Genomic DNA, 21,904 nt, shown 5'->3' on the forward strand with positions numbered 1-21,904 from the left:
CGGCGGTTCGACGCGCGCCGGCAAAAAAGGGCCGCCCGCCCCGGCGCACCAGCCAGTCGAGCGCCGAGCGGCGGCCGGCCTACCGGTCGGGGAACAGCCGGAACGACGTGCGGCCGGTGGCGACGGTTTTCTCCTCGCCGTCCGGCGCGACGCTGGAGACGATGGTGTCGGTGTAGCCCATCGTGCCGCCGGTGCGGAGCACCTCGGCCTCGACGCGGAGGTCGGCGGTGGCCGGCCGGAGATACGTGACGTTCAGGTCGGTGGTCGCGAGCGACCCGGTCGACGGGTCGTCGAACGTCGACCGGAGCGCGAACCCGGACGCGGTGTCGATGAGCGTCGCCGCGATGCCGCCGTGAATCGAGCCGATGGGCGACCCGGGGTTCACGAGCTTGTCGTCGTACGGCACCGTCAGGACGACGCGGCCGCTGTCCACCTCGACCACTTCGAGATTCAGCCACGAGAGGAAGCCGTGCCGGTCGATGAACGCTTCGAGCAGTTCCATCGCCCGCTCGTCCAGCGGGTCGAACTCGTCGTCGGCCATACCTCCTTCGGCGCGGCCGCCCCACTTCACCGATTCGTTCCGGCCCGGCTACCGGTCCGCGTCGGCGTCGCCATCGCCGCCGACACCGTCGCCGTCTGCGGCGTCGCCGTCGGCGGTGCCGCGCTCGGCGCCCGCGGAGTCGGCGATGTCGGAGACGTCGACCGGGCCGTTGTCGCTGCCCTCGCCGAAGCCGGCCGAGAGGATGCGGGTGAGCGCCTCCTCGACGCGTTCGTCGGTCTCGGTGACGTTCTCCGGGTCGACCTCGATGACGAACCCGGTGGTGATGTTCGGCGCGGTCGGCATGAACACGACGACGCGGCCGTCGTCGGTCGTCTTCCCGGTCTTGAACGCCGTCATCCGCATCCCCGGCCACGTCTCCAGTTTCACGGGCTTCTGGAGTTCGCCGGTGCCGGTGAGCGCCGTCTCGACGGCGAGCTTCGAGGCGTTGTAGACGACGCGCAGCCCCGGGACGCGGTTCACCGTGTCGTCGACGAAGCTCTCCAGGAACCGGCCGGACGTCGTCCGCATCAGGTAGCCGACGGACAGCACCAGCAGGACGAACACGATGACCGCGAGGAACACCTGCAGGAACTCCATCCACGGCGCGAGCCACCACGGCGGATTTTCGTAGGTGATGCGGGGGATGAACGGAATCTTCAGGAGCTGCTCGTACAGCCAGTTCGCGACGAAGAGGATGACGAGTATCGGGACCACCACCACCAGCCCGCTCGCGAAATCGCGCTTCCAGGTGGACATTCGGTTCTCAGTACATATGAGACCCCAGGGGTTATCAGCGCTTCCACACGCAACGGACCGGCGCGGAACTGAACAGCCGATGAGGATGGGGCAGCGGCATCGACGACGGCGACAGCGACGCTGACAGCGACGGCGACGATGCCGAGGACGGCGACGCGGAGTCGGCCGCTCAGACGCCGGCGATGGCGCGGAGCGCGAACAGCGCGTTCTCCTTGCGTTCGCGGACGCGGCGGTAGAAGTACGACAGCCACTTGTCGCCGTACGGCGCGTACTGCCAGACGTCGTAGCCCTCGGCGGCGAGTTCGCGCTGGGCGTCCGGGCGGACGCCCATCAGCATCTGCACCTCGAAGCCGGTGCCGTACTCGTCGTGCAGCTCCTTCGCGTAGCTGATCATCGCCGGGTCGTGGCTGCCGACCGCGACGCCGCCGTCGCGCTCGCGGAACAGGAGTTCGAGGTCGTCCCGGAACGCCTCGTTCACGTCGGCCTTGTCGGTGTAGGCGACGTCGCTGTCCTCCTCGTAGGCGCCCTTCACCAGCCGGATTTTCCCGGGGACGTCGACGAGCCGGTCGAGGTCGTCGCGGGTGCGCCGGAGGTTCGCCTGGACGCACTGGCCGACGCCGCCGTCGAACTCCCGGACGAGCGTCTCGAAGGCGTCGAGCGTCACGTCGGTCGTCGTCGCGTCCTCCATGTCACACCAGACGAACACGCCGTGCTCCCGGCCCGCCTCGACGACCCGGCGGAAGTTCGCCCTGAACGCGTCGTCGCCGACGTCGAGGCCGAGCTGGGAGGGCTTCACGGAGACGCAGGCGTCGAGGTCCGTGTCGGCGATGTCGGCGACGAGCTGCTCGTAGGCGGCCGCGTCGGCGTCGGCGTCCGCGCGGTCGTCGTAGTGCTCACCGAGCAGATTCAAGATGACGGACACCCCGTCGTCGTTCGCCGCGCGGGCGTGTTCGAACGCCGACGCCGACGTCTCCCCCGCGACGAACCGGCTCGCGATAGGCGGAATCATCTACGGGCAACACTTGCGCGCCCCCGTTCTTCAGTGTTCAGTGTTCGCCGCGGACGCACCGACGGCGTCCGGCGACGCACCGCGCGCGGACCCCGGCGACCGTCGGCGGACAGCCGAGCGAGTCGCGGCGCCGTCGTGCCGGGACCCCCGAGTTTTTGCGGGTCGCCGCCCCTCGTTCGGGGCGTGACGTTCAGCATCTGTGTCCGCGAGGAGTACACCGACGACGACGGGGACCGGCACACGCGGTTCGGCGTGGCGGTCACGACGCGGCTGCCGGGGGTCGGGACGCTGTGCCCGTTCGCGTCGGAGAACGGGGCGGTGGCGACGCAGTCGCTCGTCAACGTCGACCTCGGGCGGAAGGGCATCGAGTACATCGACGACGGGCTGGCCGTCGAGGACGCGCTGGAGGCGCTGTTGCACGCCGACGACGGCGCCGAGCAGCGCCAGTTACACGGCGTCGACGCCGACGGAACGTTCACGTTCTCCGGCGAGGAGTGTCAGGGCTGGTTCGGGCACGTCAGCGGCGAGAACTACACGGTCGCCGGGAACCTGCTCACCGGCGAAGCCGTCGTCGACGCCGTCGCGAACGCCTACGAGTCGGACGCCTTCGGCGACGCCCCGCTCGCCGAACGGCTCGTCGACGCGCTCGAAGCCGGCCACGAGGAGGGCGGAGACAAACGCGAGGAACTCCCGGTGCAGTCCGCCGCGCTCAAAGTCAGGACCACCGAGGACCGCGAGTTCGACCCGTACTACGACGACCTCCGCGTCGACGCCACCGAGACGCCGGTCGCGGACCTCCGGGAGACGTACGAGGAGGCGAAACGCGGCCAGGAAATCGTGGTGGAGCAGTACGACGAGGACGGCGACGACGGCGACGACAGCGCCGACCGCGACGGCCGCGACGACGGCGACGCCGACGAATCCGGCGCAGGTGAAGCCGGCGAGAACGGGGCCGGCGCGGAGTAGCGCCGGTCAGACGGAGAACTCGTAGAGGTCGTCGCCGACGTGGTGGAGCGACGTCACGACCTTCCCGGAGTCGCCGGTCATCTCCTCGCCGTCGACGAGCGCGCGGCCGACGCCGAGCGCTTTCCCGTGCGTCTCCTCGGCGACGACGACGAGGTCGCCTTCGTCGATGGAGTCGTCGGCTTCGGTGATGCCGGGCCGCATGACGTCGGCGCCGTCGGAGACGAACGACACCGCGCCGGCGTCGACGGTGACGACGCCGCGCTCGGGCGGGTGGGCGTTCGCGCCGCGGACCGTGACGAACGGCTCGTCCTCGTAGTAGAGGACGTCCGGGTCGCCGTCGACGAGCACGAGGTCGAACGGCGAGTCGGCGAGTTCGACCAGCTCGAAGCTGTCGCCGTCCAGGTCGACGCCGAGTCGGTCCGCGAGCGTCTCGCGGATCTCCGAGACGGCGTCGCTGCGAAGGTGGTGACGGGACTTCACTTCCATACGCACGCTCCGCGCGTCCGAAGGATAAATCGTCCGCTCCGCCGCGACACCGCCCGGAGCCGCCACTCGACCCGGGCCGAGTACGAGCGGTCCGAACTGGCCCCGGACTCCGTCGGGAACCGAACACACTTGTCGCAGCCGTCCGACCCCGGAGCCGTGACTCGCGCCGCGTTCCTCGGGCGGTTCCAGCCGTTCCACGAGGGGCATCACCGCGCCGTCCAGTGGACGGCGGACCGCTACGACGACGTCGTCGTCGCGCTCGGGAGCCCGGAGCGGTCCCGGACGCCGCAGAATCCGCTGTCCGAGCGGGAGCGACGCGACCTCCTCCGGTCGTGCCACCCGGAACTCCCGGTGGTCGCGGTGCCGGACGAAGCGCGGGGCGCGCCGGGGCACCGGTCGTGGGCGACTCGGCTGCGCGACCTGACGGAGGCCGACGTCGTCGTCTCCGGCAACCCCGCGGTTCGGCGCATCGTCCGGGCGCACACCGACGTGCGGGTCGTCGAGCAGGCGATGCACGCGCCCGACCGCTACTCCGGCACCGAGATTCGGCGACGCATCCGCGCCGGCGAGCCGTGGCGCGACCTGGTCCCGGAGTGCTGCCGGGCGCTCGTCGCAGAGCACGTCGACGTCATCCGCCGCACCGCCCCGGACGGCGAACCGGACCGCGACGCCGAAAACGACGCGGTCGACAACCACGCTGGCGACGACACGGCCGAAAGCCACGCCGATGACGGCGCAGCCGACAGCGCGTCCGCCGGCGACGCCGACGGCTCCGCCGGCACCGACCCCGGCTGAACGCCGGGGTCGCCGCGCACCCCGACGGTTTTCTCGGCGGCGGCCGAACCGTCGACCGTGACTCGAATCGACCCTGCGGACGCGGCGCCGCGAGTCGAGGCGTTTCTCGAAGCGCGGCTCGGCGACGCCGGCGCGGACGGCTACGTCGTCGGCGTCAGCGGCGGGCTCGACTCCGCCGTCGCGCTCCACCTCGCAGTCGAGGCCGTCGGCGCCGACCGCGTCGTCGGCGCGACGCTCCCCGGCGAGCCGAGCGACCCCGAGAACACCCGCGACGCCCGCGACCTCTGTGCGGACTACGGCGTCGACCACGTGGACGCGCACATCGCCGACAGCGTCGAGTCGGTGACGGCGGCGCTCCCCGGCGACCTCGACACGCTGACCGTCGGTAACGTCCGGGCGCGCATCCGGATGGTGCTGGAGTACGCCGTCGCGAACGAGCGCGACCTGCTGGTCTGCGGCCCCGACAACCGCTCGGAGTGGCTGCTCGGCTACTTCACGAAGTACGGCGACGGCGGCGTCGACGTCCGGCCGCTCGGCGACCTGTACAAGACCGAGGTGTTCGACCTCGCGCGCCACCTCGGGCTCGACCGGTTCGCCGAGAAGACGCCGAGCGCGGAGCTCTGGGAGGGGCAGACCGACGCGGACGAACTCGGCGCGACGTACGACGTCATCGACCCGGTGTTGCGCGCGCTCGTCGACGACGGCTGCACGCCGGCGGCGGCCGCCGACCGCTGTGACGCCGACCGCGACACCGTCGAGCGACTCGCCGAACTCCACCGCTCCTCCGAGCACAAACGCGGCGTCCCGCCGACGCCCGGGCTCCGCGAAGACGGCTGACTCAGCCGTCGACCGCGACAGTTGGCTACGGCGTAGCCACGGGGGTCGCCCGGCGCCGGCGGTGGGGGCGATTGGGCGGGAGGGTGGTGGAGGCTGGTCACGGAAACTGCTAAGTCGTCGGCCGCCGCAGCGTCGCGCATGCTTGGCTCCCGCGGACAGGACGGGGAGTCGGTGGTCTGCATCGCCTGCGGGGAGTCTGTCGCCCGCGACGACGCCCGCGAGTACGACAAGGAGGGCGACCGGTGGGAGCGTGCCGGCAAGGAGTTCGAGTATCTCTGCAAGGCGTGCCACCGCGAGCTGTGCCACCAGCCGCGCGGCGACCTGGAGGCGCTGCTGGTCGACGCCGCCGACGCCGCCGGCGACGCGGCCTCCCAGGCGGAGTTCGTGGACGCGTATCTCGACGCGGCCGCCGCCCGCGACGGCTCCGCCGACGACGACTCGGACGCCGGAGACCGGCGGCGGAACTGACCCCCGACCGACGCCGGACCCAAACTGACGCCGGAGCAACACGAGAGCGACGACTGACGCCGGAGCGACGCCCGAACGAGCGCGGGATTCCGCCGTTTCGGCGCCGCCGCCCCGATACGCCTTTTTGTCTCTCCCGCTAGTACCCGGTATGAGCGATCAAGCCGAGGCGGGAACCGCGGAAGCGCAGGGTCCCGTGAAGATCACCGAGGAACTCGCCCGGCACCTCGAGGACAAACGCGAGGAGCTGTTCGAGGAGTTCGAGATTCGAGACGAGTTCCCGCCGGCGGTTCGGCGGGAGGCGGAGGCCCGCACCGAGGACGTCCAGCAGGAGATTCGAGACGAGGTCGACGAGCGCGAAGACCTCCGCGACCTGACGACGTGGACGACCGACCCGGCGGACGCACAGGACTTCGACGACGCCATCTCCATCCGGGAGACCGATGACGAGTACCACCTCTGGGTCCACATCGCCGACGTGTCCCACTACGTCCACCCGGACTCGGAGATGTGGGCGGAGGCGGTACAGCGCGGCAACACGGTGTACCTGCCGGGGTACACCATCCACATGCTGCCGCCGACGCTCGCCGAGACGGTGTGTTCGCTCGTCCCGAACGAGGACCGGCTGGCGCACACCGTCGAGATGCGGCTCGACAAGGAGAACCTCGGGTTCGAGGAGCTCGACATCTACAAGTCCGTCATCAACTCCGACGAGCGGCTCACCTACTCCGAGTGCGAAAACCGGCTCGACGACGAGTCGCTGCCGCTGCACGAGGAGGCGTCGCTGGCGTACGACCTCGCCGACCAGATGCACGAACAGCGCAAGGCGGACGGTTCGCTCGTGTTGAATCCGAGCCGGGACCGCGCGCACACCATCATCGAGGAGTGCATGCTGAAGGCGAACAAGGCCGTGACGCACGAACTGATGTGGAACCGCGGCGTCGAGGCGATGTACCGCGTCCACCCGCAGCCGACGCCGGACCAGTGGAACGACGCGCTCCGCGAAATCCAGGAGACCGAAGGCGTCTCCATCCCGGGGTCGTCGTGGGACGACCCGCGGAAGGCCGTCAACGCCGCGCTGGAGGAGGCGCCGGGGCGCGCGCTCAACAAGATTCAGCGGGCCGTGCTGAAGGTGATGCCGCGCGCGAAGTACATGAACGACCCGTTCGGCGGCCACCACGCGCTGAACTTCGACATCTACGGCCACTTCACGTCGCCCATCCGGCGGCTGTCGGACCTCATCAACCACTGGATCGTCCACACCAACGACGTCCCGGAGGACCTCGTGAAGCTCTGTGACCGCGCGTCGGACAAGCAGAAGGACGGCGAGACGGCCGAGCGGCTCTACAAGCAGTTCATGGAGGAGGTCGGACTGGACCCGTACGCGGTGAACAACCGCGGCATGGAGGTCGTCGAAGACCCCGAGGACGCGACCCACGAAGCGCCGGAAACCATCCCGGAGTAGCCGGGGAGGAGTAGCCGGGCCGGAGTAACCAAGCCGAGTACCCGAATCGGAGTACCCGGACCGAATCGGCAGCCGGCGGCCGGTCCACCCGGGTTCGTTACGGTTCCGCGACGGCGACGAGGAACGTCCGGCCGGCGCGGCGCTCGAAGTGCACCGCGCAGTCGTTACGCCGCGCGAACGCCCGGATTTCGCCGGCGCTCGCGTCGGTGACGTCGATGCTCGCTCGGGTCGGGCTCTCAACGGCCACGCGGTCGGGAGTGACGGTCGCGCTCATACCTCTACGTTCCCGTGCAGTGACTTGTACGTCGGCCTAGCGGAGTGAAAGTGAAAGTGACGGACGGCGGGACACTCGGTGAACGCGGCGGCCGAACGAGAACCGGCTCGAACGCTCCGGGTCGGCTCAGTACGAGTCCAGCACCGACTCCAGTTCGGCGGTGACCTTCGCTTCGTCGAGCGGCTTGGTGACGTAGCCGTCGGCGCCGGCGCGCACCGCGCGTTTCATCTTCTCCTCCTGGTCGACGCTGGTGCACATCACGACCGTCGCCTCGGGGTCTTGCGATTTGATCTCCGCGGTCGCCTCGATGCCCGTCATCTCCGGCATCACGATGTCCATCGTGACGAGCCCGGGCTGCTCCGCCTCGAACAGTTCGACCGCCTCCGCGCCGTTCTCCGCCTCTCCGACCACCTCGAACTCCGCCGAGAGAATGTCGCGGAGCAGCGTCCGCTGAAACGCCGAGTCGTCCACGATGAGCGCCTGCCCTACCATTTCAGCGGACCATTGACGGACACTGACAAAAGTGTTCAGATGCCGGCGTCGCCGCCGGCGGACTCACAGCCGGCCGCCGAGGTCGACGAGTCGGTCGTGGAGCGCCGCCGGGGTCTCGGCGAACACGCGGCACATCGGCTCTTTCCCGACGGCGCCGCGGTCGAAGACGGCGTCCGGCGCGTCGTCGCGGCCGGTCATCGCCCGGTCGACCGTCCACGACATCGTCCCGCCGTCGCGCCGCTCCGTCGGCGACGCGTCCGGCTCGGCGGTCCGGTCGACCTCGACCGCGTCGAACCGCTCCGTGACCGCGGCCGCGACGTCGTCGTCGAGGCGGACGTTGGCCGCCGCCGTGACGGCCGGGTCGTACTCGCGGACGGCGAGCAGCAGCCGGGCGACGTGGCTCGACGCGCCGAGCCGCGCCGGCCCCGCGGCGGCGACGCCGTCGACGGTCCGGTGGATGCGGCCGTCGACCGCCGCGACGTCGTCGGTCCCCACCGCGTACGGCGTCGCGACGGCGACGTTCAGCCCGACCTCGGGAACGAGCGCGTCGACGCCGGCGTCCTCGAGCGCGCGCACGACCTCGTCGACCGCGCGGACCGCGTCGGTCCCGGCGGCGTCGTTACGGGCCGCTGCGAGGTGGTGAACCGGGCCGGGGCCGTCGCCGACGTCGAGGCCGTAGCGGACGGCGCGGGCGACGAACGCCTCGGCGCGCGCGACGGCCGCCGGCAGGTCGTCGCCGCGGGCGAGGCCGGCGGTGATGGCCGACGAGAGCGTACAGCCGCTCCCGTGGGTCGCGTCCGTGTCGAATCGACGGTTCCGGAAGACGCGGGTGTCGCCGTCGGCGTACAGCACGTCCACCGCGTCGCCGTCCCCGAGGTGCCCGCCGGTGACGAGCACGGCGGCCGGACCGGTCTCCCCGTCGTCGCCGGCGATGCGCGCCGCGGCGGCGCGCATGTCGTCCTCGTCGTCGACCGTCATTTCGGCGAGCGCCGCCGCCTCGGGGAGGTTCGGCGTGGCGAGCGCCGCGAGCGGCAGCAGGTCGTCGCGGAGACTCGCTTCCGCGTCGGCGGCGAGCAGTCGGTCGCCGCTCTGGGCGACCATCACCGTGTCGACCACCAGCGGGAACGCGGCGCCGTCGAGCGCCGACGCGACCGTCTCGATGATGTCGGCCGAACTCAGCATCCCGGTTTTCGCGGCGCCGACGGCGAAGTCGTCGGTGACGGCGCGAATCTGCGCCGCGACCACGTCCGTCGAGACGTCGTCGACGGCGTCGACGCCGCACGTGTTCTGGGCCGTGACGCTCGTCACCGCCGAGGTGCCGAACACGCCGAGCGCCGCCATCGTCTTCAGGTCCGCCTGGACGCCGGCGCCGCCGCCGCTGTCGGACCCCGCGACCGTGAGCGCAACGTCCCGCGCCTCCGGGTCGGCCGCTGCAGCCCGGTCGCTCGCCGAGGGTCGGTCGGTCACGGCTCCGCCCCCGCGTCGACGTCTGCCGCTGCAGTCACCTCGGACTCGTCTCCGGTCTCCCCGCCGCCGCGTCGCTCGCGGCCCACCGCCCGGAGCAGGAGCGCGAACACCGCGACGACGGCCCCGAGGCTCCCCCAGACGAGCAGCGCGAACGCCGCAGCGCCGAGGGTCATCGGTCCACCTCCGAACCGCCGTCCGCTCGACGGCCAGGGTCGCCGGCTGCGACGCGGACCGACCCGCCGTCGGTGACCGGATCGTCGAGGGACCGGACGTCGGCCTCGAGCGTTTCGAGGTCGAAGCGGTCGTCGGCGGTCAGCGCGGCTACCAGCGATACGGCGGCGGAAACCCCGGCGGCGCCGCCGAAGGCGTGGACGAACGAGGCGCCGGGGAGCAGCGGGCCGACGACCGGAACCGAGGTCGCGACGCCGTGGAGCGTCGGGAAGTACGCCAGGCCGACGGCGAGGCCGGCGACGCTGCCGGACAGCGCCCCGGACTCGGTGGCGCGCCCCGAGTAGAGCCCGTGGAGGAACGGAATGAACGTCGCGGCGCCGAGCAGGTCGGCGAGGAGGAACAGTTCGAGGACGCTGTAGCCGCGCGCACTAACCGCAACCGCGCCGACCGCGACGACGACGGTGAGGCCGCGCGCGGCGCGCTGGAGCGTCCCGGCGCTCGGGTCGTCGAGCAGCCGCGAGAGGTCGACGGTGACGACGCTGGCGAGCGCGTTACACAGCGTGTCCGCGGTGCTGGTGACGAGCAGCACGACCAGCACCACGACGCCGAGCGTAGCCCACTCGGGGAGTGCGGCGGCGACGACGACGAAGAACGCGACGCTCGGGGCGGCAGCGTCCAGCAGGCCGAGGCCGGCGGCCACGACGCCGAACAGGCCGGCGAGCAGCACCATCGGCACCACGGCGACGGCGGCGAGCACGAATCCGCGGCGGACCGCCGCGTCGCTCTCGGCGGCGAACACGCGTTGCCACTGCCCCTGATTGAACACGTTCGCGCCAGCGACCGCGATGACGACGTACGCGCCGAAGGCGACACCCGGCAGGAACGTCGGGTCGAGCAGGTCCGGGTTCGTCGCGACGACGGCGCCGTGAAGGCCGGTGGCGCCACCCAGACCGACGACGACCGCCGCGACGCTCACCGCGAGCAGCGGCAGGACGACGAGCGTCTGGAGGGTGTCGGTGAAGATGCTGGCGACGAGCCCCCCGTAGCCCGTGTACACCAGGACGAACGCGCCGACGATGCCGGCGGTGAGCCAGGCTGGCACGTCGGCGACCACCGAGAGCGCGTTCACCACCGCGGTCATCTCGGCGGCGAGGAACACGAACAGGTAGAACGCGGTAATCACGAGGACGTATCCGTACATCCGTGCGCCGTAGCGCGCGTAGACGTACTCGGTGAGCGAGTGTCCGCCGGGCAGGTGTTCACGGAGCCGCGGGCCGACGGAGACGAACAGCAGCAACGGGACGGCGCTGCCGACGGCGTAGCCGACGACGGCGGCCAGTCCGCCGAACGCCGCGCCCGCCTCGGCTGGGCTGAACAGGATCCACGCACCCATTCCGGAGGCGACGAGCGTCGCCGCCGTCGATCCCGCTCCGGCGGAGTTCCGCGCGGACACGTAGTCCTCGACCGACCCGATTCGGCCGCGCGAGTACAGCAGACCGGCCGCGGTGACCGCAGCGAGCGTCAGCACAGTGACGCCGAGCGCGAACGCGCCCCCGACCATTCAGGCCACCTCGGTCGCCGCCTCGTCCGCGCCGCCGACCGCCTCGTCGACGGGCCACGACTCCGACGCGTACGCCATCTCCCAGAAGGCGTGTTCGAGCCGGGCGCTCCGCCGGAACGCCGCCTCCATCTCGTCGCGCAGCCCCGGCGCGTCCTCGGCGCACCGGTCGACGAGCTCGCGCATCCACGCGACGGCGTCGCGGAACTCGTCGCTCGTGTACTTCTCGATGAACGGCGCGTACCGGTGGTCGACGTCTCCGGCGCCGACCGCGCTGTCGACGTCGCCCCCGGCCAGTTCCGCCATGTGTTCGGCGACGTCGAGATACCCCTGCCCGCACGGGTAGATTGCGGCGGCGCCGACGGCGAGCGGGCGCTCCCGCGCCGTGCGGAGCAGGAAGTTCGTGTAGGCGACGCACGTCGGCGACTTCTCCACCGCCGCGAGGTCCGCCTCGGTGAGCCCGAAGTCCGCGGCGAACGACCGGTGCAGGTCCAGTTCCTCCTCGACGATGGACCGCGCCACGTCGAAGCAGTGCGCCATCGTCCCCTCGTCGTCCGCCTTCGCGCCCAGCACGCCGAACGTCCGGGCGTAATCGAGGAGGTAGCGGTAGTCCTGTTCGAGCCACGTCCGGAACGCCGCCTCGTCGAGGCTGCCGTCCGCGAGTTCCCGGACGAACGGGTGGCGTTTCTGTGCGTCCCAGCAGTCCTCGGCGGTGTCGAGCAGGTGGTCGCTGAACGGCATGTCCGGAGGACACTGACCGAGCCAGCGACTAATAACTAGGGTATACCACCGGCTAATCCTTCGGTGGTGTCGCCATTCTCGGAGCCCGTGGATGGACGAGACAGCTCCCGAACGGCATCCGCAGCGAAAAATCTCGCGGGGTGCGGACGGTGCCGGCAAAGACTCTGTCAACAGAAAACATACCCCGGAACGGCGACGCCTGAACCGGGGTCGGCTCGAAATCAGCCCGCTAGTGACGGCTCAGGCAGACAGAGCCAAGCCTGGTCCTGTTCCTTCGGAATGACGAAGAATCGGAGTGGACTCGCTGGGATTTGAACCCAGGGCCTCTTCCTTGCGAAGGAAGCGATCTACCGCTGATCTACGAGCCCGCGTTGTTGAGAAGCCGGGGGCGACACTTGAGGGTTCCGTTTCGCCGCGTCGGTCGGGACTCCGTCGCACGGTTTGGCGCGGTCGCTGGGCGGCGTGAAGATAGGAGAAAACGGTGTGTGGCGCGAGGTGCGCCGCAGCGCCTCAGTCCTCGAGGACGATTTCGATGCTGACGTCGTTCGGCACCTGGATGCGCATGAGCTGGCGGAGCGCGCGTTCGTCGGCGTCGATGTCGATGAGCCGCTTGTGGACGCGCATCTCCCAGTGCTCCCAGGTCGCCGTCCCTTCGCCGTCAGGCGACTTTCGGGCCGGGACTTCCAGCGTCTTCGTGGGGAGCGGAATCGGACCCGACAGCGCGACGCCGGTCTTGTCCGCGATTTCGCGGACGTCGTCGCAGATGTCGTCCAGGTCGTCGGGGCTCGTGCCCGCGAGTCGGACGCGCGCTTGCTGCCCGGGCATTTACCGTTCGTCCACGGACAGCACCTTGCCGGCGGCGATGGTCTGACCCATGTCGCGGATGGCGAAGGAGCCGAGTTCCGGGATTTCGCTGGACGGCTCGATGCTGAGCGGCTTCTGCGGCCGCACCGTCACGATGGCGGCGTCGCCGGACTTGATGAAGTCCGGGTTCTCCTCGTCGACCTCGCCCGAGGACGGGTCGAGTTTCTGGTCGAGGGACTCGATGGTACACGCGACCTGCGCCGTGTGCGCGTGGAACACCGGGGTGTAGCCGGCCGTGATGACCGACGGGTGCTGCATGACGACGACCTGCGCCTGGAACGTCTCGGCGACCGTCGGCGGGTCGTCGGCCGGGCCGCAGACGTCGCCGCGGCGGATGTCGTCTTTGCCGACGCCGCGGACGTTGAACCCGACGTTGTCGCCGGGGCCCGCGTAGTCGACTTCCTCGTGGTGCATCTCGATGGTCTTCACTTCGCCGCCGACGTCGGACGGCTGGAAGGAGACGTTGTCACCGGGGGACATCTCGCCGGTCTCGATGCGGCCGACCGGGACGGTCCCGATGCCCGAGATGGTGTAGACGTCCTGAATCGGGAGCCGCAGCGGGGCGTCCGTCGGCGGCTCCGACTCCGGCAGGTTGTTCAGCGCATCGAGGAGGATGTCGCCGTCGTACCAGGACGTGTTGTCCGAGCGGTCGGCGATGTTGTCGCCCTCGAAGGCGGAGATCGGGATGAACGAGGCGTCCTCGGTCCCGAAGCGGACCTGCTTGAGCAGGTCTTTGACCTCGGAGACGACCTCCTTGTAGGTGTCCTCCGAGTAGTCGACGACGTCCATCTTGTTGATGGCGACGATGAGCTCGTTGATGCCCAGCGTCCGCGCGAGGAACACGTGCTCGCGGGTCTGCGGCGCGACGCCGTCGTCTGCCGCGACGACGAGCACCGCGTTGTCGGCCTGCGAGGCGCCCGTGATCATGTTCTTCACGAAGTCACGGTGGCCCGGGCAGTCGACGATGGTGAAGTAGTAGTCGTCGGTGTCGAACTCCTGGTGGGCGATGTCGATGGTGACGCCGCGCTCGCGCTCCTCGGCGAGGTTGTCCATGACGTAGGCGAACTCGAAGCCGCCCTTGCCCTTCTCTTCGGCTTCCTCTCGGTACTGCTCGATTACGTGCTCGGGGACGCTCCCTGTCTCGAAGAGGAGGCGGCCCACGAGCGTGGATTTCCCGTGGTCGACGTGGCCGATGATGGCCAGGTTCTGGTGGGGTTTGTCGCTCATTGTGGAATCACGCGCTGAGGCGCTCTGTGAGGATTGTTTCGTCCGAACGCCCTAAAACCATTTCGATACGCTGTACGGGCCCCACGGCCTCGTACGGCGGTTTTCGTGCGTCACCGTCACGTGATTCGGAGTGGCACGCCGGGGTCGCACCGTCGCCGTCACGCCCTTCCCGTGGCCCCCGCCGACCTATTCGAGTCGGCCGACGTCCGCCAGCACGGCGCTCGCCGTCTCCTCGCCGCCGGCGCCGCGGCCCGAAATCGCCAGTTTGCCGGCGTGCTCCGACTCGACCTCCACGATGTTCCGGGTGCCGGACACCGCGAGCGTCCCGTTCTCCGGGACGAGCCGCGGGCCGACGCGGACGCCGTCGCGGGTGGCTTCGCCGATGAGCCGGACCGTCCGGCCGTCGTCGGCCGCGAGGTCGAGCGCCGTCCCCGGGATGTCGCGGATGCCGCGGACCGCGGCGTCCGCGAGCGACACCGCCCGGTCGCGGAGTTCGTCGACGGTTCCGCAGTCCGCCTCACGGAGGACGTTCGCGAGGATGACGCACTTCAGCGCGGCGTCGGTGCCCTCGACGTCGAACGACGGGTCCGCCTCGGCGACGCCGAGGTCCTGCGCCTCCGCGAGCACGTGGTCGTAGTCGAGCCCTTCGGCCGCCATCCGCGAGAGCACGAAGTTCGCGGTGCCGTTGAGGACGCCGCGGACCGCGGACACCCGCGACGGCCCGAGGTCGGAGACGGTCGCGCACACCGGGATGGCGCCGCCGACCGTCGCCTCGAACAGGACGTCGCCGGCCGAGTCGGCTTCGAGTGCCCGGACGTCGGCGTACCGCTCGGCGACCGGCCCCTTGTTCGCGAGCACGACGTCGCGGTCCCGTTCGAGCGCCGTCCGGAGGTGCGAAAAGCCCGGTTCGGCGTCGCCGAGCGTCGTCGGCGTCGCCTCCACGAGCACGTCGTAGTCGGCGGTGAGCGCGTCGGCCGGGTCGGCGTCGCCGAGCGCGTCGCCGTCCCGTTTCCGGGTGAGCGCCGCGTCGACGTCGACGCCGGCGGCGTCGACCGCCGCCGCCGACGAGTCCGCGAGCGCCGTCACCTCGTGGCCGTACGACGACGCGAGGTCGGCGACCGACCGGCCGACCGCGCCGGCGCCGAGAATCGAGAGTTTCACGCTTCCCCCTCCATCGGCTCGATGACGTTCAGCGCCTTGTCGTCGGCGACCGACCGGACGGATTCGAGCACCTCAGCGGTCCGGTTCTCGCGGGCGCGCAGCCGGATGAGCGCGCTCGACGGCTCCTCCGAGTTCGCGCCCGCGGGCGCTGACAGTTCGAGGTCAGCCACGGTCGCGTCCGTGCAGTCCGTGAGCCGCTGGAGCGTGTCGGACAGGTCCGTGTCGATGAGGTGGCCGACGAGCACCACCGTCACCTCCGCGCCGTACTCCTCGGCGCCCGCGCGGGTGACGTTGACGCCGCGGTCGCGGAGCCCCGCCAGAATCGACTCGAACTGCTCCGGCGGACACTTCAGGTCCACCTCCACCGGGATGTGGCCGCGCGGCGTCAGGTTGCCGCGTTCGTGGAACACCGACAGCAGATTCCCGCCGTTCTCCGCGATGGGCTGGAGCGCCGCCAGCAACTCGCCCGGCTCGTCGACCAGTTCCAGCCGAATCGTGTGCGTCTGCGTCGTCGCGCCGCCGTCGGTCTGCGCCTCCGCAGCCGCCGACTCAGCCGCCGACTCAGCCGCCGACTCAGCCGCCGACTCAGCCTCCGACTCAGCCGCAGCAGACTCGGTAACCGCCGTCTCCGTCGGCGCGTCCTGCCGGTCCTCGCCGGCGTCCCCGGACCCCGACGGCATCTACCGGCTCACCTCGGTTGCCGCCGCAGTTGACGGGGCGTCGGTCCCAGACCGAGTCGGCGGTCCGCGCGTCGTGGTGGCCGACAGTGTCGCTGTTGTCGACGAGCGGGGCTGACGCCGTCGTTCGCAGCCGTCGCGTCGACCGAAAGTCGTGCCACCTGGCATGTCTTCTCAGTGGGTCGGGGGGCGTGATAAGCCTTCCACCATGGCGACGATTGCCGATACTCGGCGGCGTGCGACCGCGGGCAGCCGGCCGGTTCCGTCCGCCACGGAGAGCCGGCGGCCGGGCTGTCGACCGGTGACCGGTGCGGTCGAACCGGGAATAAGGAAAGAAGAAGAAGAGAGCGACGACGCGGCGTCGCCCGACGCGACGGCCGTGTCGGGCGGCAGCGGCGAGCGTTTAGATGTAGTCGATGGACTGCGGGAGTTCGAGCTTCATTCCTTTCCGCTCGCGGATCTCCATGATCTGCTCGCGCTGGAGGTTGTCGGCCATGACGCGGAAGCCGGCGTTCTCCGTGTTCCAGGAGGCGCGGCCCTCGGTGGCCGAGCGGATGTCGCTGGAGAAGCCGATCATCTCCTCGACGGGCGCGATGCCCTCGATGACCATGAGGTCGCCCTCCTGGTACATGTCGTCGACGCGGCCGCGGCGGCCCTGAATCTCGCCGGAGGCGTCGCCCATGTACTCGTTCGGGACGTCGATGCGGACGTTCTGAATCGGTTCGAGCAGCCGCACCTTCCCGTCGATGAGCGCGCGGTGGACCGCGTCGCGGACGGCGGGGATGACCTGCGCCGGGCCGCGGTGGATGGTGTCCTCGTGCAGCCGCGCGTCGTGCAGGCGAAGCAGCGCTCCCTGCACCGGCTCGGCGGCGAGCGGGCCGTCGTCGAGCGCCTCGTCCAGCCCCTCGATGACGAGCTCCATCGTCTCGTTCAGGTGCTGAATCCCCTTCGTGTCGTCGATGAGGATGTTGGTGCCGTGGATGTGCTCGACGTTCTGGGAGGTGTCCTTGTCCATGCCGGCGTCCTGCAGCGCCTCGCGGCGCTCCAGTTCGGGCATGTCCATCGAGATTTCGCCGAGCTGGATGTCGTCGACGATGTCCTGCGCGAGCGGCTCGACGGTGATGTAGAACTTGTTGTGGCGGTTCGGCGAGACCCCTTCGACCTCGCGGCTGGACTCCTGGGGCTGCTCGCGGAACACGACGATGGGCTCACCGGTGTTGACCGGGATGCCCTGGTTCTTCTGGATGCGCTGCGTGATGACTTCGAGGTGCAGTTCGCCCTGCCCGGAGATGAGGTGCTCGCCGGTGTCCTCGTTAATCTCGACGCGTATCGTCGGGTCCTCCTTGGCGACCTGCTGGAGCGTCTGGATGAGCTTCGGCAGGTCGTCCATGTTCTGCGCCTCGACGGACTTCGTGATGACCGGCTCGGAGATGTGCTCGATGGACTCGAACGGCGTCATCTCGACGTCGGAGACCGTGGAGCCGGCGATCGCGTCCTTCAGGCCGGTGACGGCGGCGATGTTGCCGGCGGGGACGCCGCGGTCCACCTCCTCGCGTTCGCCGCCCATGAAGATCCCGACGGACTGCAGCCGGTTCTTGCCGGCGGTGCCGGAGACGTACAGCTCCTGGCCCTTCTCGAGGGTGCCGGAGAAGACGCGGCCGGTCGCGATTTCGCCGGCGTGCGGGTCCATCCCGATGTCGGTGCACATGAAGACGACGTCGCCCTCGCGGTTGACGGTCCGCATGTCCTCTGCGACCTCGGATTCGTCGTCGCCGCGCCAGATGCGCGGGACGCGGAACGGCTGCGCCTTCAGCGGGTTCGGGAAGTGCTCGGCGACCATGTCGAGCACGACGTCCGACAGCGGCGTCCGCTCGTGGAGCTCCTGCCGCTCGTCGTTCTGCTCCATGTCGATGATGTCGCCGAAGGAGATGCCGGTGGCCTCCATCGACGGCATCGAGACGCCCCACTTGTACAGCGCGGAGCCGAACGCGACGGTGCCGTCCTCGACGGACACCGTCCAGTCCTCGTCGATGTCCTCCATCTCCTCGGTCATCCCGCGGATGAGCTCGTTGACGTCGCCGATGACGTCCATGAGCCGCTGCTGCATCTCCTGGGGGCCTTCCTGCAGCTCGTTGATGAGCCGGTCGACCTTGTTGATGAACAGCGCCGGCTTCACGCCCTCGCGGAGCGCCTGCCGGAGCACCGTCTCCGTCTGCGGCATCGCGCCCTCGACGGCGTCGACGACGACGAGCGCACCGTCGACGGCGCGCATCGCCCGCGTCACGTCGCCGCCGAAGTCGACGTGGCCCGGCGTGTCGATGAGGTTAATGAGGTGGTTGGTGTCCTCGTACTCGTGAGTCATCGACACGTTCGCCGCGTCGATGGTGATCCCGCGCTCCTGCTCGTCTTCTTCGGTGTCCATGGCGAGCTGCTCCCCGGCGGTCTCCTCGGAGATCATGCCGGCGCCTGCGAGCAGGTTGTCGGACAGCGTCGTCTTCCCGTGGTCCACGTGAGCCGCGATGGCGATGTTCCGGATCTGCTCCGGATTGTCCATCAGCTTCTCACATTCCTGTACGATTTTCTTGCGTCGACCCATTACCGGCCGCTACTGGACGACCGGTCAAAAGGGTAGTGCTTTGCCGCCGCCGAAAGCGCCGGATTCGCGGAGTTCGCACACTGTGACACCGACCCACGCGTGCCACTTCGGCACAAGAGTCAAGCCCGCCGACGCCGTGGTAACGGTACGCATGGATGTCCGCGTTCGCGGCGGCGTCCCCCCGGACCCGTTCCTCGGGGCGGCGTCGCTGCTGGAAACGGAGTACGACCTCTCTCGACCCGTCACCGTCCGCGTGCGCGACGACCCCGACGAGCGGACCTGGGCGGGCCACTACGACGACCGGCACGTCCTCAACATCTCCCGGAAGGCCGCCACGTCGGCGATGGCGCGCGAACTCGCGCTGCACGAACTCGCGCACATGGCGCGCCACGAGGAGTCCCACCCGTCACACACCCAGCCGACGGAGGAGGCGCTGTTCCTCGCGCTCTCGGGGACGTCGGTGGAGCGCCGGAAAATCGCGCAGTGCTACCAGATCGCGAACCACTGCAAGGACATCTACGCCGACGACATCACGCTCTCGGTCGCGCCCGCGGAGAAGCTCGTGACGTTCTTCGAGTCGCAGCTCGCCGCCGCCGTCGCCGACCGGCCGCGCGACCACCCGCACCCGGAGTCGCGGCTGCTCACCGGCGCCGCCGACCCGGACATCACGGCCGTGAACGCGGCGTTCGCGCTCGCGATGTGTGAACGGCACGACCTCGTCGGCCGCGACCACCGGCTGTACGACCTCGCACACGCCGCCGCAGACGACGCCCCCGCGGTCGACCTCGCCGCGTTCAAACGGCAGTTCCGGTCGCTCGCCGCCGACCCGTCGGAGTCCGACTACCGGAAGGCGCTCGTCGACGTGACGCGGCTGTACGCCGTCGACTCGGGAAGCGCGCCCGCGGCGGACTAGGCGGCACACCGTCGCCAGCCGAACGCGTGGCTGTCGGGGCTCTGTTGAAGGTCCGTATCCGCGACATATTCTGGTGTGAATGGGCGTGTGCGGCGGAACTACGCAACGTCCTTCCGTTCCTCTCCGGGAAGCTTATTGAAATGGGGGTAGAGATAACAGGAAGATGGTGATAGGGAGGCTACCAATTCAGCGTTTTGGGATCATCGTCATTGGTAGCTTGGTTGGGGCTGCGATAATTTCTCAGATTCCGCTAACCGTAGTCGGAGGTGTCGGTGTTCAGACGAGTTTCCTATTCGGTATACTCGCTGGCGTCCTCTCCCTCTGGACGAGCCAATCCGCCTATCGTGATGGGAACAAACGGATGGCGGTTCAGTACAGCCTCCTCGGTTTCGGAGTTCCACTTGCACTGAGCGGCTACTCTGCGCTCGCAACACTCGGGGCAGCTATGGCTGCACTAAGTGCAGGAGTAGCTTGGAGAATCGACCGTCATTTGCTCGAATCGGTCACTGAGTAGCAGACCCGTGAAACAATAAGCACGAATATTTTCTCGCTATTTCAGCACAGGTGTCGAACGAGGAGGAGTTCGGCAGCACCCGACTGAAAGTCTCGCCGAGGGACGGCGGACAGCCGGTTCAGCCGACGAGCAGCCAGCCGCCGGTGGTGGCGACCGTGACGACGGCGACGAACCCGGTCCACGCGACCGTCGCCTCGGTGCGTCGCCCGACGGGTCGCCAGTCGACGCCGAGGGAGGGCAGCCAGGTCGTCGCCGCGGCGACGCAGAACGCGAACGGCAACAGCAGCATCAGCGTCCGGCCGTACAGCCCGGAGTCGCCGGCGAGGTCGCTCGCGAGCACGACCAGGCCGACGTAGCCCGCCGTGAATCCGGCGTACGTCGCGGCGACCATCGCGCGGTCCGGGTGGACGTCGCGGTCCTCGGCGGCGTCGACGGTGCCGGCGAGCAGTCCGAACGCCCGGCGGCCGGCGTCGGTTCTGAGGAACGGCGCGCCGAGCGCCGCGACCGCGACGACGAGACCGAGCAGGCCCGTGACCGAGTTCATGATAGCCGACTCCGGCCGGCGTACCCTCTTAGTGGCTCGCCTCCGATTATCAGTCGCTACGACGCGGCCCCGTCGCCGGCGACAGGGTTCCACATGGCGGCGGCCGCGACGGCGACGAGCACCACGCCGCCGAGCAGCGCCGGGGCAGCCGTCGGCCCGTACGCGCCCGCGACGACGCCGGCGACGAACGCGAGCGGCGTCCGCACCGCGCCCTGCACCATCGACACGGCCGACAGCGTCGTCGCCCGCGCCGCGTCGGCGCCGGCCGACCCGGTGCTGTCGCCGTCGCGGGCGTCGCCGGCGGCGACCCGGTCGTTCACGTAGCCGTACGCGATGGGGACGACGACCGGGCTGGCGGCGGTCCGCGCGACGAACATCGGGAGCGCCGCGGCGAGCGCGACAGGCGGCAGCAGCATCAGGACGGCCGGCACGGCGGGGACGACGAGCAGGGCGCCGCGCACCCCGAGTCGACGCTCGACGGCGCCGGCGGACCCGGCGGCGACGGCCGCGACGCCGGTGAACGCCGCGTACATGGCGCCGAGCAGCGACGGCTCCGGCACCGCCGACAGCGACGCCGGCAGCAGTTCGCGGAACAGGTCGACGCCGATGGGCTGCACGTAGCTCCCGGCGGCGGCGACAGCGGCGAGCAGCAGCGCGACGTACGGCACGGCGCCGCGCAGCCCCGGTTCAGCGAACGAGCTCCGGGCGACGCCGAGCGCCTCCAACGCGGACGGACGGTCGCCCGACGCGGCCGCCGCGTCGCCGCGGCTGTCGGGAAGCGTCCACAGCACGGCGAATCCGGGCAGCGACAGCGCGACGGACGCCGCGAACGGGAGCCGCGGGTCGACGCCGTACAGGACGCCGCCGACGAGCATCGTCGCCACCGACGTCCAGCGCTCCACGGCGCCGGCGCGGCCGCGAACCCGGGTGAACTCTGAGCCGTCGAGGTGCTCGTCGAGCGTCTCGTACAGCCACGCGTCGCTGCTCCCGGAGTTGAACGTCGCCGCGAACGCCCAGACGGCGTACAGCGCGGCGTAGCCCGCGAACGAGTCGGCGACGACGAACCCGGCGAGCGACAGCGCGGTGCAGCCGACGCCGCCGGCCATGCTCGCGCGTCGCCCCCAGCGGTCCCCGACGTAGCCCGTCGGCACCTCGCTCGCCACGACGAGCGCGGCGTACAGCGACGACAGCGCGCCGTACTGGACGAACGTGAGGTCGCGCAGCACGAACAGCGCGAACACCGGCGAGACAAAGCCGACCGACCGGGTCGCCTGAAACAGGTAGAACCGCCGGACGAGCCGTCGGCCTGCCGCGCCGCCGCCGCTGTCCCCGTCGCCGTCGCCGTCGCCGTCCTCGACCATGGTGGCCGTGGAGTCGACTGCCGG

Annotated in this window: 23 protein-coding genes and 1 tRNA gene; 6 read left to right on the top strand and 18 right to left on the bottom strand. The window is 70.2% G+C overall.

Going from position 1 to position 21,904, the window contains the following annotated elements:
• Positions 1–79 precede the first annotated feature (79 nt).
• The 3 genes from ACQUS7_RS04345 to ACQUS7_RS04355 all read right to left on the bottom strand — a co-directional run bounded on the left by ACQUS7_RS04345 (position 80) and on the right by ACQUS7_RS04355 (position 2,306).
• Positions 80–541 carry a PaaI family thioesterase gene (locus ACQUS7_RS04345; protein WP_435144949.1) on the bottom strand — a complete coding sequence of 154 codons (462 nt, stop codon included), beginning with the start codon at positions 539–541 and terminating at the stop codon, positions 80–82.
• A gap of 48 nt (positions 542–589) precedes the next feature.
• Positions 590–1,297, bottom strand: a complete 708-nt coding sequence (locus tag ACQUS7_RS04350; RefSeq protein WP_435144952.1) for a DUF502 domain-containing protein — start codon at positions 1,295–1,297, stop codon at positions 590–592.
• Positions 1,298–1,466: 169 nt separating this feature from the next.
• Positions 1,467–2,306 (bottom strand): proline dehydrogenase family protein, encoded by an 840-nt coding sequence (locus tag ACQUS7_RS04355; protein WP_435144955.1) that lies wholly within the window; start codon positions 2,304–2,306, stop codon positions 1,467–1,469.
• Between the two features lie 183 nt (positions 2,307–2,489).
• On the opposite strand from ACQUS7_RS04355, the gene ACQUS7_RS04360 reads away from it, so the two are divergent.
• On the top strand, positions 2,490–3,272 hold the full coding sequence (locus ACQUS7_RS04360) for a DUF1028 domain-containing protein (protein WP_435144957.1): 783 nt from the start codon (positions 2,490–2,492) through the stop codon (positions 3,270–3,272).
• A 6-nt stretch (positions 3,273–3,278) separates the two neighbouring features.
• Here ACQUS7_RS04360 and ACQUS7_RS04365 read toward each other — a convergent pair whose 3' ends face one another.
• Positions 3,279–3,758 (bottom strand): RNA-binding protein, encoded by a 480-nt coding sequence (locus ACQUS7_RS04365; RefSeq protein ID WP_435127351.1) that lies wholly within the window; start codon positions 3,756–3,758, stop codon positions 3,279–3,281.
• Positions 3,759–3,914: 156 nt separating this feature from the next.
• Here ACQUS7_RS04365 and ACQUS7_RS04370 point away from each other — a divergent pair, with 156 nt between their 5' ends.
• The 4 genes from ACQUS7_RS04370 to ACQUS7_RS04385 all read left to right on the top strand — a co-directional run bounded on the left by ACQUS7_RS04370 (position 3,915) and on the right by ACQUS7_RS04385 (position 7,320).
• Positions 3,915–4,553 carry an adenylyltransferase/cytidyltransferase family protein gene (locus tag ACQUS7_RS04370; RefSeq protein WP_435144960.1) on the top strand — a complete coding sequence of 213 codons (639 nt, stop codon included), beginning with the start codon at positions 3,915–3,917 and terminating at the stop codon, positions 4,551–4,553.
• Positions 4,554–4,610: 57 nt separating this feature from the next.
• Positions 4,611–5,390: an NAD+ synthase gene (locus ACQUS7_RS04375; RefSeq protein ID WP_435144961.1), complete on the top strand. Its 780-nt coding sequence runs from the start codon at positions 4,611–4,613 to the stop codon at positions 5,388–5,390.
• A gap of 138 nt (positions 5,391–5,528) precedes the next feature.
• On the top strand, positions 5,529–5,858 hold the full coding sequence (locus tag ACQUS7_RS04380) for a DUF7562 family protein (RefSeq protein WP_435127345.1): 330 nt from the start codon (positions 5,529–5,531) through the stop codon (positions 5,856–5,858).
• 148 nt (positions 5,859–6,006) lie between these two features.
• Entirely contained in the window at positions 6,007–7,320 is a 1,314-nt protein-coding gene (locus ACQUS7_RS04385; protein ID WP_435127343.1) for a ribonuclease catalytic domain-containing protein, read from the top strand.
• A gap of 97 nt (positions 7,321–7,417) precedes the next feature.
• Here the strand turns inward: ACQUS7_RS04385 and ACQUS7_RS04390 are convergent, their stop codons facing one another.
• The 12 genes from ACQUS7_RS04390 to ACQUS7_RS04445 all read right to left on the bottom strand — a co-directional run bounded on the left by ACQUS7_RS04390 (position 7,418) and on the right by ACQUS7_RS04445 (position 18,548).
• Complete coding sequence (locus ACQUS7_RS04390; RefSeq protein WP_435127341.1) at positions 7,418–7,594, bottom strand: hypothetical protein; 177 nt, start codon at positions 7,592–7,594, stop codon at positions 7,418–7,420.
• Between the two features lie 126 nt (positions 7,595–7,720).
• Complete coding sequence (locus ACQUS7_RS04395; protein WP_435144964.1) at positions 7,721–8,086, bottom strand: response regulator; 366 nt, start codon at positions 8,084–8,086, stop codon at positions 7,721–7,723.
• Positions 8,087–8,149: 63 nt separating this feature from the next.
• Entirely contained in the window at positions 8,150–9,553 is a 1,404-nt protein-coding gene (thiD, locus tag ACQUS7_RS04400) for a bifunctional hydroxymethylpyrimidine kinase/phosphomethylpyrimidine kinase (RefSeq protein WP_435144967.1), read from the bottom strand.
• A complete protein-coding gene (locus tag ACQUS7_RS04405; RefSeq protein ID WP_435127335.1) occupies positions 9,550–9,726 on the bottom strand; it encodes a hypothetical protein in 177 nt (58 codons plus the stop codon). The genes thiD and ACQUS7_RS04405 overlap by 4 nt, the downstream gene beginning before the upstream one ends.
• On the bottom strand, positions 9,723–11,285 hold the full coding sequence (locus ACQUS7_RS04410; protein ID WP_435144971.1) for a sodium:solute symporter family transporter: 1,563 nt from the start codon (positions 11,283–11,285) through the stop codon (positions 9,723–9,725). The genes ACQUS7_RS04405 and ACQUS7_RS04410 overlap by 4 nt, the downstream gene beginning before the upstream one ends.
• Entirely contained in the window at positions 11,286–12,023 is a 738-nt protein-coding gene (locus tag ACQUS7_RS04415; RefSeq protein ID WP_435144974.1) for a TenA family protein, read from the bottom strand. It abuts the gene before it with no gap.
• Between the two features lie 296 nt (positions 12,024–12,319).
• Positions 12,320–12,391: transfer RNA gene (locus tag ACQUS7_RS04420), tRNA-Ala, on the bottom strand.
• Between the two features lie 142 nt (positions 12,392–12,533).
• Complete coding sequence (gene rpsJ, locus ACQUS7_RS04425) at positions 12,534–12,848, bottom strand: 30S ribosomal protein S10 (RefSeq protein ID WP_435127329.1); 315 nt, start codon at positions 12,846–12,848, stop codon at positions 12,534–12,536.
• The gene (gene tuf / locus ACQUS7_RS04430; protein ID WP_435144977.1) at positions 12,849–14,114 is read right to left on the bottom strand and encodes a translation elongation factor EF-1 subunit alpha; all 1,266 of its coding nucleotides are present in this window, start codon (positions 14,112–14,114) and stop codon (positions 12,849–12,851) included.
• 186 nt (positions 14,115–14,300) lie between these two features.
• Complete coding sequence (locus ACQUS7_RS04435; RefSeq protein WP_435144980.1) at positions 14,301–15,275, bottom strand: homoserine dehydrogenase; 975 nt, start codon at positions 15,273–15,275, stop codon at positions 14,301–14,303.
• On the bottom strand, positions 15,272–15,955 hold the full coding sequence (locus ACQUS7_RS04440; protein WP_435144982.1) for an amino acid-binding protein: 684 nt from the start codon (positions 15,953–15,955) through the stop codon (positions 15,272–15,274). The genes ACQUS7_RS04435 and ACQUS7_RS04440 overlap by 4 nt, the downstream gene beginning before the upstream one ends.
• Positions 15,956–16,355: 400 nt before the next feature.
• Complete coding sequence (locus ACQUS7_RS04445; protein ID WP_435127321.1) at positions 16,356–18,548, bottom strand: elongation factor EF-2; 2,193 nt, start codon at positions 18,546–18,548, stop codon at positions 16,356–16,358.
• 151 nt (positions 18,549–18,699) lie between these two features.
• Between ACQUS7_RS04445 and ACQUS7_RS04450 the strand changes: the two genes are divergently transcribed.
• Positions 18,700–19,461 carry a DUF5781 family protein gene (locus ACQUS7_RS04450; RefSeq protein ID WP_435127319.1) on the top strand — a complete coding sequence of 254 codons (762 nt, stop codon included), beginning with the start codon at positions 18,700–18,702 and terminating at the stop codon, positions 19,459–19,461.
• Positions 19,462–20,093: 632 nt separating this feature from the next.
• Here ACQUS7_RS04450 and ACQUS7_RS04455 read toward each other — a convergent pair.
• Both ACQUS7_RS04455 and ACQUS7_RS04460 read right to left on the bottom strand, forming a co-directional pair.
• Positions 20,094–20,519, bottom strand: coding sequence for a hypothetical protein (locus ACQUS7_RS04455; RefSeq protein ID WP_435127317.1), 426 nt, complete (start codon positions 20,517–20,519; stop codon positions 20,094–20,096).
• 56 nt (positions 20,520–20,575) lie between these two features.
• Positions 20,576–21,880 (bottom strand): MFS transporter, encoded by a 1,305-nt coding sequence (locus ACQUS7_RS04460; RefSeq protein WP_435144985.1) that lies wholly within the window; start codon positions 21,878–21,880, stop codon positions 20,576–20,578.
• Positions 21,881–21,904 lie beyond the last annotated feature (24 nt).

Origin of the sequence: Halobaculum sp. P14 (assembly GCF_051195155.1) — an archaeon.
Classification (GTDB): domain Archaea; phylum Halobacteriota; class Halobacteria; order Halobacteriales; family Haloferacaceae; genus JBNTKA01.